10 protein-coding genes, 1 tRNA gene and 1 pseudogene are annotated in these 12,741 nt (G+C 60.1%); 5 read left to right on the top strand and 7 right to left on the bottom strand.

Annotated features, from left to right (window positions below; translation table 11 throughout):
• The first annotated feature begins 144 nt into the window (after positions 1-144).
• The 3 genes and pseudogenes from AC1RQI_RS15580 to AC1RQI_RS15570 all read left to right on the top strand — a co-directional run bounded on the left by AC1RQI_RS15580 (position 145) and on the right by AC1RQI_RS15570 (position 2,215).
• A pseudogene (locus AC1RQI_RS15580) lies at positions 145-1,279 on the top strand (IS3 family transposase).
• Positions 1,280-1,422: 143 nt separating this feature from the next.
• Positions 1,423-1,749: a hypothetical protein gene (locus AC1RQI_RS15575; protein WP_481905536.1), complete on the top strand. Its 327-nt coding sequence runs from the start codon at positions 1,423-1,425 to the stop codon at positions 1,747-1,749.
• Positions 1,700-2,215: a DUF2335 domain-containing protein gene (locus tag AC1RQI_RS15570; RefSeq protein WP_481905535.1), complete on the top strand. Its 516-nt coding sequence runs from the start codon at positions 1,700-1,702 to the stop codon at positions 2,213-2,215. The genes AC1RQI_RS15575 and AC1RQI_RS15570 overlap by 50 nt, the downstream gene beginning before the upstream one ends.
• A 238-nt stretch (positions 2,216-2,453) precedes the next feature.
• On the opposite strand, the gene AC1RQI_RS15565 is transcribed toward AC1RQI_RS15570, so the two are convergent.
• From AC1RQI_RS15565 to AC1RQI_RS15555, 3 genes are all read right to left on the bottom strand, one after another.
• A tRNA-Phe gene (locus AC1RQI_RS15565) sits at positions 2,454-2,529 on the bottom strand.
• A 61-nt stretch (positions 2,530-2,590) separates the two neighbouring features.
• Positions 2,591-2,863: an oxidative damage protection protein gene (locus tag AC1RQI_RS15560; RefSeq protein WP_481905534.1), complete on the bottom strand. Its 273-nt coding sequence runs from the start codon at positions 2,861-2,863 to the stop codon at positions 2,591-2,593.
• 40 nt (positions 2,864-2,903) lie between these two features.
• Positions 2,904-3,875, bottom strand: a complete 972-nt coding sequence (locus AC1RQI_RS15555) for an LpxL/LpxP family acyltransferase (protein ID WP_481905533.1) — start codon at positions 3,873-3,875, stop codon at positions 2,904-2,906.
• Positions 3,876-4,016: 141 nt separating this feature from the next.
• Between AC1RQI_RS15555 and trhO the strand changes: the two genes are divergently transcribed.
• Complete coding sequence (gene trhO / locus AC1RQI_RS15550; RefSeq protein WP_416633443.1) at positions 4,017-4,988, top strand: oxygen-dependent tRNA uridine(34) hydroxylase TrhO; 972 nt, start codon at positions 4,017-4,019, stop codon at positions 4,986-4,988.
• Here the strand turns inward: trhO and AC1RQI_RS15545 are convergent.
• Complete coding sequence (locus AC1RQI_RS15545; protein WP_481905532.1) at positions 4,981-6,189, bottom strand: acetylornithine/succinyldiaminopimelate transaminase; 1,209 nt, start codon at positions 6,187-6,189, stop codon at positions 4,981-4,983. The genes trhO and AC1RQI_RS15545 overlap by 8 nt on opposite strands.
• A 183-nt stretch (positions 6,190-6,372) precedes the next feature.
• Positions 6,373-7,803, bottom strand: a complete 1,431-nt coding sequence (locus AC1RQI_RS15540) for an exonuclease domain-containing protein (protein WP_481905531.1) — start codon at positions 7,801-7,803, stop codon at positions 6,373-6,375.
• Positions 7,804-8,147: 344 nt separating this feature from the next.
• Here AC1RQI_RS15540 and AC1RQI_RS15535 point away from each other — a divergent pair, with 344 nt between their 5' ends.
• Entirely contained in the window at positions 8,148-8,807 is a 660-nt protein-coding gene (locus AC1RQI_RS15535; protein WP_481905530.1) for a peroxiredoxin, read from the top strand.
• Positions 8,808-9,033: 226 nt separating this feature from the next.
• Here AC1RQI_RS15535 and cysI read toward each other — a convergent pair whose 3' ends face one another.
• Together cysI and AC1RQI_RS15525 are read right to left on the bottom strand one after the other, a co-directional pair.
• Positions 9,034-10,737, bottom strand: a complete 1,704-nt coding sequence (gene cysI, locus AC1RQI_RS15530) for an assimilatory sulfite reductase (NADPH) hemoprotein subunit (protein WP_481905529.1) — start codon at positions 10,735-10,737, stop codon at positions 9,034-9,036.
• Positions 10,737-12,533, bottom strand: coding sequence for an assimilatory sulfite reductase (NADPH) flavoprotein subunit (locus AC1RQI_RS15525; protein ID WP_416633438.1), 1,797 nt, complete (start codon positions 12,531-12,533; stop codon positions 10,737-10,739). Before AC1RQI_RS15525 ends, cysI begins: the two co-directional genes overlap by 1 nt.
• Positions 12,534-12,741 lie beyond the last annotated feature (208 nt).

Below are 12,741 nucleotides of genomic sequence, written 5' to 3'. Positions count from 1 at the left end.
ATAAACCCCCAGGACGACTAAACTGCCAGCAAGCATGAGGGGGATTGAAAACGCCACTGTGGCAATAATCCAAATGATGAGGTGGACCCGGAATTTTGGACAGGCCACTAAGCTATGATTCACCATCTCCACAGGAGGCGAATCATGAGCAAGAAACGCAAGCAATACAGCCCGGCATTCAAGTCCAAGGTCGCTCTGGCTGCCCTCAAGGGGGAAGAGACCACCTCTGAGATTGCCGCCCGGTTCGAGGTCCACCCTACCATGGTCAGCACCTGGAAGCGCGAGCTCCAGGACAACGCCTCGGAGCTGTTCGACAGCAAACAGAACAAACCCCGCAAAGGTGGTGATGAACCAGACACGGACCAGTTGTATCGCGAGATTGGCCGGCTGACGGTGGAGCGCGATTTTTTGTCGCGCAAGCTCGATCAGTAAGGCGTCAACGGCGATTGGCGATGATCGAGTCTGGTAATCCCGATCTCAGCATCAAGCGCCAGTGCGAGCTGCTCAGCGTGAGCCGCTCGTCGGTGTATTACCGGCCACAGCCACGGAGCCAGCAGGATCTTGATCTGATGCGTGCGATCGACGAGCAGTATCTGCACACACCGTTCTATGGCTCACGCCGAATGGCGGTGACGCTACGCCGTGATGGCCACTCAGTGAACCGCAAGCGGGTTCAAACGCTGATGCGCACCATGGGACTGCAGGCGGTCTATCCGCGACCCAGAACCAGTCTGGGGGCAAGGGGCACACGATTTACCCCTACCTGCTAAAGGGGTTGACCATCGACCGCCCCAATCAGGTTTGGGCTGCAGATCTGACCTACGTGCCGATGGCCCGAGGGTTCATGTACCTGGTCACCATCATGGACTGGCACACGCGCAAGGCGCTGGCCTGGCGAGTGTCCAATACCATGGACGCGGACTTCTGCGTTGAGGCACTGGAGGAGGCGCTGCAGCGCCATGGCACGCCCGAGATCTTCAACACGGATCAGGGCGTGCAGTTCACCAGTGACGCTTTCACAGATGTCCTCAAAAGCCACGACGTGCGTATCAGCATGGACGGAAAAGGCTGCTACCAGGACAATATCTTCGTGGAACGGCTCTGGCGTAACGTCAAATACGAGTGCGTCTACCTCAAAGCATTCGGCGACGGAAAAGAGCTGCGTCAGGCGCTGACCCGCTACTTCCACTGGTACAACCAGCACCGGCCTCACCAGGGACTGGCCTATCAGACCCCGGATGAGGTCTACTACGATCAACCAATGGCGATGGCAGCTTGAGTCATCAAAACCGACGGGTCATAGCTTAGCAAGGCCCTCAAGCTGTCCAGACGAATGGGTCCACCTCAGAGCCACTGTAATGTTGACACTTCGTGGACACCTGTTGAGCCCGGCAGAGGGTTGACCGCTCGGAGTGCGTGTGGATGACTGCGTCTCAAACGTTGTCGCTGAACCCGGTCAGCGGTACTATTTCAGGAAAGCCGGGGCTTCAGCAATCACCCGGCGACATACACCTCAGGGAGGTGCGCATGAGCACGAAAACGAAGAAGTTCGGCTTCCTGGCTGCGATCGGTTCCGTCATGAACGTTTTGCCGGGAACCGACTACCGATCGATGATCGATTCCAGGTCAGATGCCGAAAAGATTGGCGGCGATTGGGCGACAGTAGGTTCGTACATCCGCAAAGCACAGGAGCGTTACGATGAGCAGGGATCAGGAAAGCACGCCCGCAGAAACGGAGTCCGCGCCTGATCCGGCTCAAACCTCAGCCCCTTCTCAGGAGCTGACGCCTGAAGAACAGGAACAGCTTCAGGAGCTCCTGGAACGTTCCGGCCGGGACTCTCAGGAATCACAGATTCTCCTTCAGAGGATGACCGTCAGCGGTCCCCTTCCCCCTCCGCAGGTTCTCCAGCAATACGGGGAAATCCTTCCGGATGCACCGCAGCGCATCGTTACGATGGCCGAGAAGGAACAGGAACACCGCCACCATGTAGAATCCAACGCCCTGCAGGGACAGATCGCGCTTGACCGTCGAGGTCAGCGGTTCGGCCTTACGATAGGGGTTTCCGCGTTGGCGGTAGCGCTTATCCTGGGTCTTAATGACCGGGAACTGGCAGCCAGTATTATCGGTGGTATTGATCTCGTCGCCTTGGTAGGCGTGTTTGTTTATGGCCGCGTAAGCCAGAGCAAGGCATCATCTGAAAAAGAAGATTCCTGAATCAAACCAAGCTTCAGTAACAGTCTACCCGGCTTGTACAGGTCAAAACGGCCACACATTGTGCTTCCACGGAATGTAGGCTAAGAGCGATCAGCTTCTGCCGGGAGAATATTTGCCCCAACTGCCGAGAATAAAAAACGCTGTTGAGGTACAACGGTAAGCTTTGGCGGCGTGGATGAAATGTAGATGGCCAGAAACAACGAAGCCCGCACGAGGCGGGCTAAGTATCTGATATTCTTGGTGCCCGGAGGCGGAATCGAACCACCGACACGAGGATTTTCAATCCACTGCTCTACCGACTGAGCTATCCGGGCCAACGGAGCGTTATTAAACCGATTTGAAGCGCCAGCGTCAAGGGCTGGCCCTCAAATCCGTTCAATCTTCTGGCGGAACGAAGCCATCAGCCTCGTCAGAGGCCTCATTGTTGAAAAACGCCTCCATCTGCTGCTGGAGGTATCCCCGCGCCTTGGGGTCCAGCATGTTGAGGTGCTTCTCGTTGATCAGGCGGGTCTGGCGGGCCTGCCACTCCTCCCATGCCTGCTTGGAGATATTGTTGTAGATGTCCTGGCCCTTTTCGCCCGGCAGCGGCGCGAAATCCAGGCCTTCCATCTCTTGCTGGTACTTGCGGCAGAAAACGGTTCGTGCCATTGCGCGGCTCCTGGTTGTTCAGTTGCTGCGCGGGAGCCGTTCAGCCCCGCATCATCTTTCGCAGCTTCTTCATGAATGTCTTTTTCTTCGGCGGATACAGGCTCGGCTCACCCTTCGGCCGAGTCTTGAAGCGCCGGTGAACCCAGAGATACTGCTCCGGGTAACGCCGGACCATCTTCTCGATCTCGTTGTTGAGGCGGGTTGCGTTCGCCACCTCATCCTCCGAGGGGTAATCCTCAAAGATCTCGGAAAAATGCACGCTGTAAACGCCATTGCCCTCCCGGAACTGGCTCAGGAACAGAACCGTTGCGCCGGTCTGGCGAGCGATCCAGGCGGGTGTTGTCAGCGTCGCGGCCTGAACCCCGAAGAAGGGCGCAAAGACGCTGTAGCGGGGCCCGAAATCCTGGTCACAACCATACCAGACGATATTGCCCTCCTGGATGAAGTGGATCATCTCCCGCATCTGGCGCTTGTCAAAGGCGGCACCGCTGAACTTGCGTCGGTTGCGCTCGATGACCGCATCAAACAGGGGGTTGTTGTTGGGTCGGTACATGTGGTTGAAATCAAATACGGCATCCGCAAAGGGGCCGGCAAAATCCAGTATGCTGAAGTGCCCTCCCAGCATCAGTATGCCCTTGCCGCGGCGCCGGGCCTCCTCAAGGTGCTCCTTGCCGTACACCTCTAGCCTCTCGATGTGGGGCTTCATGTTCCCCCACCAGGCCTTGGGGCTCTCAACATAGCCCTTGGTGGTGGCGATGATGCTCTCGCGTACCAGCTTTTCCTGCTCCCGGGCCGACAGCTCCGGAAAGCACAGTGAAATGTTGGTACGAGCAATACGCCGCCGCTCCATACCCACCAGGTAACTCAACCAGCCCAGGCCTCGCCCCAGCACCTGCAACACCGGCAAAGGCAGGAAAGCAAGCAGTCTCAGGACCCCGATCATGAGCCATGTGGGCCAATAGCGTGGATGAAGGAAACGCCGGTAATAATACTTGGGATGAATAGGACGCAAGACTCTGCTCTTATGCCGCCAGCTTTTGTTGTAGCCGGCCAGAATACCGCTTCGATGGCATACGGTGAAGCACATTGGGTACAATCCCGGACTCACCATTGCCCTGGTTTTACGTTCCAGCCCGCAACGGAGGACAATCCGATGACGACCTACGCCGTCTGCGCACTTTACCGGTTCGTGCGCCTGGACGATTATGAGCAGTTACGCGAACCCCTACGCCAGTTCCTGCTGGAGCACGGTATCCGCGGCACTCTGTTGTTGGCCCACGAAGGCATCAACGGCACCGTGGCCGGTTCCCACGAGGCGATTGCCGCGCTCAAGGCGCGCCTGGCCGAGGATTCGCGCTTTGATGGCATCGACTACAAGGATTCCGAAAGCGACATCCAGCCGTTCAACCGCACCAAGGTGAAGCTCAAGCGCGAGATCGTCACCATGGGCGTTGAAGGCATCGACCCGAAACAATCCGCTGGTACCTACGTGAAGCCCCATGAATGGAACCAGCTGCTGCAGGATCCGGAAGTGACCGTGATCGACACCCGTAACGAGTACGAGGTGGAGGTGGGAAGCTTCAGGAATGCCATCAACCCGAGCACCGAGGCCTTCCGCGAGTTCCCGGAATACGCCGAGAAACACCTGGACCCGCGGAAGCACCGCAAGATCGCGATGTTCTGCACCGGGGGCATCCGCTGCGAGAAGTCCACGGCCTACCTCAAGGAGCAGGGCTTTGAAGAAGTCTACCACCTGGAGGGCGGCATCCTGCGTTACTTTGAGGAGATGCCGGAGGAGCAGTCACTGTGGAACGGGGAATGCTTTGTGTTCGATGAGCGGGTGGCGGTCAACCAGAACCTGGAGCGCGGCCAGTACGATCAGTGCCATGCCTGCCGGCGCCCCATCACAGAAGACGACAAGCAGTCACCCAAGTACCAGAAGGGAATCAGCTGCCCCAAGTGCTACGACTCTTTGACCGAGGAACAGATGGCGCGCTTTGCCGAACGTGAACGCCAGATCCGTCTGGCCAGGGAGCGGGGGGAGGCCCATGTGGGCGCTGAAGCCTCGGAAGTGATCGAACAACGCCGCCGGGCCAAGCGCGCCGACGAGGATGCCGCTAGCTGAGCGCTTTCCAGGCCCCTTCCAGGCGACCCAATGCCTCCTCCAGGTCCGGCATTGGGATGTTGAGCGGCGGCGCGAAACGCAGCACCGTGCCGCCCGCCACCAGCACCAGCACTCCCGCCTCCAGCGCTGCCGAGACAAAGGTCTTGGTGTCGTTGCTGTAAGGCTCGGCCAGCTCCGCCCCCATCAACAAGCCACGGCCCCGCACATCACGGAATAGGCCAGTTTCCTCGGCCATGGCTTCCAGCCACTCAGACAGCCGCTGCTGGCGCTTGGCCACTCCATCCAGCACCTCGCTGGTGTTGACCAGCTCCAGTACCCGGCGGGCGACGGCGCAGGCCAGCGGATTCCCGCCGTAGGTGGTGCCGTGGGTGCCCACTGTGAAGCTTGCCGCAATGGCCGCCCGGGTCAGCATGGCTGAAACCGGAAACCCATTCCCCAGGGCCTTGGCGGTGGTCAGGATGTCCGGCTCCACATGGTAGTCCTGATAGGCGTAGAGCCGCCCCGTTCGCCCTACCCCACACTGGACCTCATCAAAAATCAGCAACAGCCCGTTGTCATCACAGATCCGACGCAGCTCACGCAGAAACCCATAACCCGCCGGGCGCACACCGCCCTCACCCTGAACCGGCTCCACCACGATGGCACAGGTCCTATCCGAGATCTGTTCCTTAACAGAGGCCGCATCGTTGAACCGGGCATGCCGGATCCCCTCCGGCCCCGGCCGGAAACCAGCGAGGTACTTCGGCTGCCCACCAACCGCCACGGTGAACAGCGTCCGCCCATGGAAACTGCCATCAAAGGCAATGATCTCATGCCGGCCATCACCGTGATGATCCCAGCTGTAACGCCGCGCCAGCTTGAACGCCGCCTCATTGGCCTCAGCGCCGGAATTCGCAAAGAACACCCTTTCGGCAAAGGTGTGCTCACACAGATACTGCCCCAGCTTAAGCGCCGGCTCATTGGTCATCACGTTACTCACGTGCCAGATCTTCGCCGCCTGCTCCTGAAGCGCCGCCATCACGCCCGGGTGGGAATGCCCCAGCGCCGTCACCGCAATCCCTCCAGCCAGGTCGATGTACTCGTGCCCCTCCTGATCCCAGACACGGGCACCCTCTCCGTTCACCGGGATCACATTGCCGGGGGCGTAGGTAGGAACCATGACGTCATCGAAGGTGGCTCGGTTGACGGAGGAATTACTCATTCGATCAGCTCTTGTTTCAAGAAATTTGGTGCTAACGGCGTACAGCAGGACGCTCGACGGAGGGGAGGTGGTACTGCTTACCGGGAAGCTCGGTCGCCAGGGATGGCGACCGCGCAGCGTCCATGGATGGATTCATAGCGATTCCCGGTAAGCAGTATCACCTGCCCTCCCGGCAACAGCTCATCAGTCCTGATCCACGGAAGGCCAAACAACCTCAGGTCGAGGCACCCAAGGGCACTCAATAACCCGCAACCGATGCGAAGGCGCCATCACGTACTTCACCAAGAGCTTGTACGAATCCAGATCAAACGCCAGAGCCTCACGCCCCGGCTCCAGCTCATACAGCTCCGCCTCACTGTGAACCGTCGCAAGATGCGCCCAATTGTAAAGCACATGGATATCCGTTCTACCCATGGCCTCATTCTCCTCCACAACACCGATCGCCCCCTCCCAGGGCCAGGTTGTGAGCTGCAGACTGTGGAACGCAATCCGGGTACGCAGATTATACCGGGTCACACCCTCCACACCCTCGCAGGCACCATGACACCGGCCCAACCGCCGCTGGAAGCACGGCCCCGGCCCGCTCTCAAGCCCCAGCAGCCGGTTACACAGCTCATTTTTCTGGGCAATGCCCTGGAGCGCCTTCTGCGCATCCTTCTTGGACCGGAACAGGCCGTGATACTGCCCCAGGTTTGACGGATCAATCCGCCAGCTCAGCTCCGCACCGAGATACCCCACGTCGGTTTCCACCAGCGCGATGCTCACCAGCCGCTTGGCCGCCCGCGAACGCCGGTTATACAGCGGCTTGAGCGTCTTGATCTGGTGCAGTTCCAGCAGCAGCGCTCCCAGCTCGCCCGCTGTCTCGGTCCAGTCCACCCGCCGCATGCTCTGGGAAAGCTGCACGCCCCGGCTGCTGTTGTGATCCCCGGAAAAATGCGAAGCCACACGCTGGCGAATATGAGTACTCTTGCCCACGTACAACAGGACATCATTCTCGCCATAGAAACGGTATACACCCGGTGTATCGGGCAGCTCGTCCAGAATATCCGGCGAGAGATGGGAGGGAACACTGGGGCGCTTCAACAGTGACTGGACGGCCTGCTCAACCGGGTCCACCCCATGCTCGGACCGAACGCACTCAAAGAACTGGAACATGGACTCAACATCGCCCATGGCACGATGGCGCGGCCCCGGCTCAAGCCCATGGCGCTCAATCAGGGCATCCATATTGTGGCGCCGGTGTTGCGGGTAAAGCTGGCGGGAAAGTTTGACCGTACACAGCACCGGTGCCGCAAACGCCTTGCCCAGCCGCCGGAATTCCGCCTTGATGAAGCCGTAATCAAAGCGGGCATTATGCGCCACGAACACCGCCTCCCCCACCTTCCCGCGGAAGGTCTCGGCAATCGCCTCAAAGCGCGGCGCATCGGCGACCATGGCATTGGTAATGCCCGTTAACGACTCGATGTAGGGCGGGATGGTCTGCTCCGGGTTCACCAGCGTCTGCCAGTCCTCCAGGACCACGCCATCCTCCCACAAGCGCAACCCCACCTCGGTAATGCGATCCCCCGAGGCGCTTCCCCCCGTCGTTTCAAGATCAATAAAGGCGAGTTTCATTCAAGCCCCACCAGAAGCCGCGTGACATTCAGTGATACGCACCTTCGCCGCAACCGGTTTGAACGCCATACCGGTGGCGATCGACCTTCCACGGTCATCATTCCGCTCGACAGGAGTATTCCCTTCCATAACCGACTCCCTCCTTGAAGTATGTATTCAGCGATCATAGGTAACGTGTAGTCTACCCTGATAAGGTCAGAAATACGCGGCGACCCATCGCGGTGCAAGGCCCCCGGACCATAACGGGAACCGCATAACCTTATCCATAAAACCCATTTTGATAAAAACACCTTTGTATATACCCTGAAGAGCATCGATCCAGTCCCCCATAAGGAGGAGAACCCATGAGTCTCAGAATTGGACAGACAGCACCGGATTTCACGGCCCAGACCACCGAAGGCACGATCAACTTCCACGAGTGGATCGGCGACAACTGGGCCATCATGTTCTCGCACCCCAAAGACTTCACGCCGGTGTGCACCACCGAGCTGGGCTACATGGCCAAGCTGAAGCCGGAATTCGACAAGCGCAATACCAAGATCATCGGCCTGTCGGTGGATCCTGTGGACAACCACGACAGCTGGGCCAAGGACATTGAGGAAACCCAGGGCACAGCGCCCAACTACCCGATGATCGGCGACACCGACCTGAACGTAGCGCAGAAGTACGACATGCTGCCCGCGGATGAAGAAGCGGAAGCCGAAGGCCGTACACCGGCCGACAATGCCACCGTGCGCTCTGTGTTCATCATCGGGCCGGACAAGAAGATCAAGGCCATGCTCACCTACCCCATGACCTCCGGCCGCAACTTTGATGAAGTGCTGCGCCTGCTGGACTCCTGCCAGCTGACCGCCAAGGAAACCGTTGCCACACCGGTGAACTGGCAGGACGGCGACGACGTCATCATCCCGCCGACCGTCAGTGACGACGAAGCGCAGAAGAAGTACCCGGAAGGCTACACCACGCACAAGCCTTATCTGCGTACCGTCAAGCAGCCGAAGTAACCACTCCGGCAGCCTGAAACAGAAAACCCGGCCTTCGAGCCGGGTTTTTTATTGCCTACGCATAGCTCTATCGATGATGGATCTCCAGGAAGGCGTCTGGAGAGGAGGGGATGGGGGTTCTATCCGGGAAGCTCGGTTGCCAGGGATGGCAACCGCGCAGCGTCCAGGGATGGATTCATAGCGATTCCCGGAGAGCACCACCACACCCTCCGGGAGCTATGAACGGCTACTCCGCAGCCAACGCCTCATGGAACATAGCCGGCGTCCGCTCCGCCTCGACGATTCCCGCACGCACCAGGAAATCCCCGAAGTACTCGCCGGACTCCCGCTCAGCCGCATACCGCTCCAGCATCGGATCCAGGATCCACAGAATGGTCTCCTCATCAATGTTCTCACGGTAGAGCCGGTTCATGCGCTCACCCTTATGGTCCGCGCCCAGGTACAGGTTGTACTTGCCCAGGGCCTTACCGGTGAGACCGATTTCACCCAGATAGGGCCGCGCACAACCATTGGGGCAGCCGGTCACTCGCACGTTGACCGCCTGATCCGAGAGGCCATGCTTGGCCATGAGCGCATCCAGCTTCTCCACCAGCGTCGGCAGATAGCGCTCGGACTCCGCCATGGCCAGCGCACAGGTCGGGAAGGCCACGCAGGACATGGCATTGCGGGCCAATGGCGTTGCCTTCGTGCCGTCACGCAGCCCGTACTGGTCCACCAGCGCCTGAATGCGGTCCTTCTGTTCCGGCGTCACGTTGGCAATCACCAGGTTCTGGTTGCAGGTCACCCGGAACTCGCCCGTGTGCACCCTGGCAATTTCACGCAGACCGGTACGCAGCGGGTAACCGTCCCAGTCCGCGATCCGGCCGCTGTCGATATGCACGGTCAGATGACTGTTGCCGTCCTCGCCTTCAACCCAGCCAAAGCGGTCGCCGTTATGCTCGAACTCATAGGGGCGCGCTTCCTCCATCGGTTGACCGTGGTACTCAGTGAACTTCTCGCGGAGCCAATCCAGACCATGGTCATCAATGGTGTACTTGAAGCGCGCGTGGGACCGGTTGGTGCGCATGCCGTGATCACGCTGGATCGCAGTGATCGCCACGCAGGCATCCGCCGCCTGATCCGCCGGCACAAAACCTGCCACGCTGCCAAGACGCGGGTAGGTTTCCGGTTCCCCGTAAGTGGTGCCCATGCCGCCACCAACGGCGATGTTGAAGCCACGCAGCTCACCGCCCTCAACGATGGCGATCAGCCCAATGTCGTTGGCGAACACGTCCGCGTCGTTCTCCGGCGGCACCGCCAGCGCGATCTTGAACTTACGCGGCAGGTAGTAGTAGCTGTAGAAGGGCTCTTCCTCTTCGCCCACGCGATGAACGCACTCCTCGCCCAGCCAGATTTCGGCGTAGGCACCGGAGCGCCACATCAACCGCTCGCTGATCTCGGTGGACAGGCGATGGATCTCCGCGTGCAGCTGTGACTCGTGCGGGTTCACGTTGGAGACCACGTTCCGGTTCACATCGCCGCAGGCGCCCTTGGAGTCGATGCCCAGGGCGTTCACCCGCTGCATGAGCGTGCGCATCTTGTCCTTGAACACGCCGTGGAACTGGAACGTCTGGCGCGTGGTCAGCCTCAGCGTGTGGTTGGCGCACTCATCGGCCACCTCATCCAGGCCCAGCCACTGGGTTGGGGTGAGCACACCGCCGGGCAGGCGCAGGCGCACCATATGCATGTACAGCGGTTCCAGCTTCTGCTTGCGGCGCTCGTCGCGCACGTCGCGGTCGTCCTGCTGGTAGCTGCCGTGGAACTTGGTCAGCTTGGTGTCCGCTTCTGCGATGGCCCCCGTGGCCTCATCCGCCAGGCTCTCCTCAATGGTGCCCCGCAGGTAGCGGCTTTCGCGCTTGATGATCTCGGCTTCTGGGAGTTTATCGGCCATCAGTACACATCCCGTTGGTAACGTTTCTCGCGGGCAAGATCCCGCAGGTATTCGGTGGCCTCATCACGGCTCTTGTTGCCCTCGTGGGCAATCATGTCGATCAGGGCCTCGTTCACATCCGGCGCCATGGCGTCGGCATCCCCACACACATAGATGTAGGCGCCATCCTGGAGCCAGCTCCAGAGCTCAGTGGCGCAGTCCCGGATCCGGTCCTGCACATAGACCTTTTCCGCCTGATCCCGGGAGAAGGCGACAGTAATGTGCTCCAGCAGCCCCTGCCGGCGCCAGGCCAGCCATTCGCTCTGGTAAAGGAAGTCAGCGCGGAAGTGCTGCTCCCCAAAGAACAGCCAGTTGCGGCCATTCGCACCGCGTTCTTCACGTTCCTGCAGGAAAGCCCGGAAGGGCGCCACGCCAGTCCCCGGCCCAATCATAATAATGGGCGCGTCATCATCGTCCGGCAACTTGAAGTTCTTGTTGGGATCGATGTAGACCGGCACGGTGGCATCGTCTTCCAGCCGGTCCGCCAACCAGGTGGACGCCACCCCTTCGCGTTCCCGGTTGTGCGACTCATAGCGCACCGACGCCACTGTCATGTGGACCTCATCCTCGACCGCTGCCTGGCTCGAGGCTATTGAATAGAGCCGCGGCGGCAGCTTGCGCAGCATGCCCGTGAGGGTATCGCCGCCCACGCCTGCCACCGGCCAGGCCTCGATCAGATCCAGAAGATCCCGGCCACGCATCCACTCGTTCAGTGCCGATGCATCATCGACCAGTTTCTGGAGCTCCGGATCCCCACTGTAAGCGGCCCACTGCTCCATCAGCGGCTTGGTCAGCACCGTGATCTCGCGATAGTGCTGCAGGGCCTTGGAAAGGCTCGTCTGGGTCTCGCCAAGGGAGACTGTCTCTTCCGGATCCAGCCCCAGTTTCTCGATAATGGCAGCCACCAGCGACGGATTGTTCTGAGGGTAGATCCCTACCGCATCGCCAGGCCTGTAGGTCAGCCCGGAATCCTCCAGGGACAGCTCGATATGGCGTGTCTCTTTGTTGGAACCGCGACCATTGAGCACCAGGTTTTCGAGCACCGGTGCCGGGAAGGGGTTCTTGCGGTCGTACTGGGACTTGCCGGGGGCGCCCGCCGTGCCCTGGCCGCTGCCAGCGGAAACGCCAGCTCCGGCCTTAGCCTCGATGGCATCCAGCATGGCCGCCACCCAGGCCTCCGCCGGGTCGTCGTAATCAACGTCGCAATCCACCCGCTCCACCAGCTGGGTAGCGCCCAGCTCCGCAAAGCGGGCATCAAAATCCTTGCCCGTCTGGCAGAAGTGCTCATAGCTGGTATCACCCAGTGCCAGCACACCGTAATGCACGCCCTTAAGGCCAGGGGCCTTGCGGCTGTGGAGGAATTCATGGAAATCCAGGGCGCCGTCCGGCGGATCCCCTTCGCCATGGGTGGAGGCAAGCACGGCCACGAAGGTCTCGCTTTTGAGCTGACGGGCCTTGTAGTCCGCCATATCCACCACCGTGGCCTTGATGCCTCGGGCGCTGGCCTGCTCGCCGAGCATCTCAGCCACGCCCTCGGCGTTGCCGGTCTGGGAGCCGTAGAGCACCGTCAGGGACGGGGCTTCAGCGCTGGGCGCCGCTGCGCCGCCAGCAGAGGGCTGCCCGACCTGAGCCGCGCGCCAGCCGGCGAGATAGCCGGCAAGCCAGTCCACCTGGTGGCCTTCCAGCGCGCCGAGTACCTCGTTGAGCTGGCGGGCCTGTTCATCCGTCAGGGGTGAGTTGCTTGATGATAGTGTCATCAGGAATATGCACCTGTTTTCCAATAGCACGATTGACTAAAAGGATAACAGGCGGAAGTTATCGCTTTAACCCATTTACGGCCTACTTATTATGGATTTTACCGATAACGGATAATGGCTTACCGGGTGAGCATATCGAGTAGGGTGAGGCGTCTCCGCCTCATCCCTCTCACAGAACCGTACATACGGACCACGTATACGGCTCATG

This window comes from Salicola sp. AFF1 (assembly GCF_056783195.1).
This window is presented reverse-complemented; position numbering and strand designations above follow the sequence as displayed.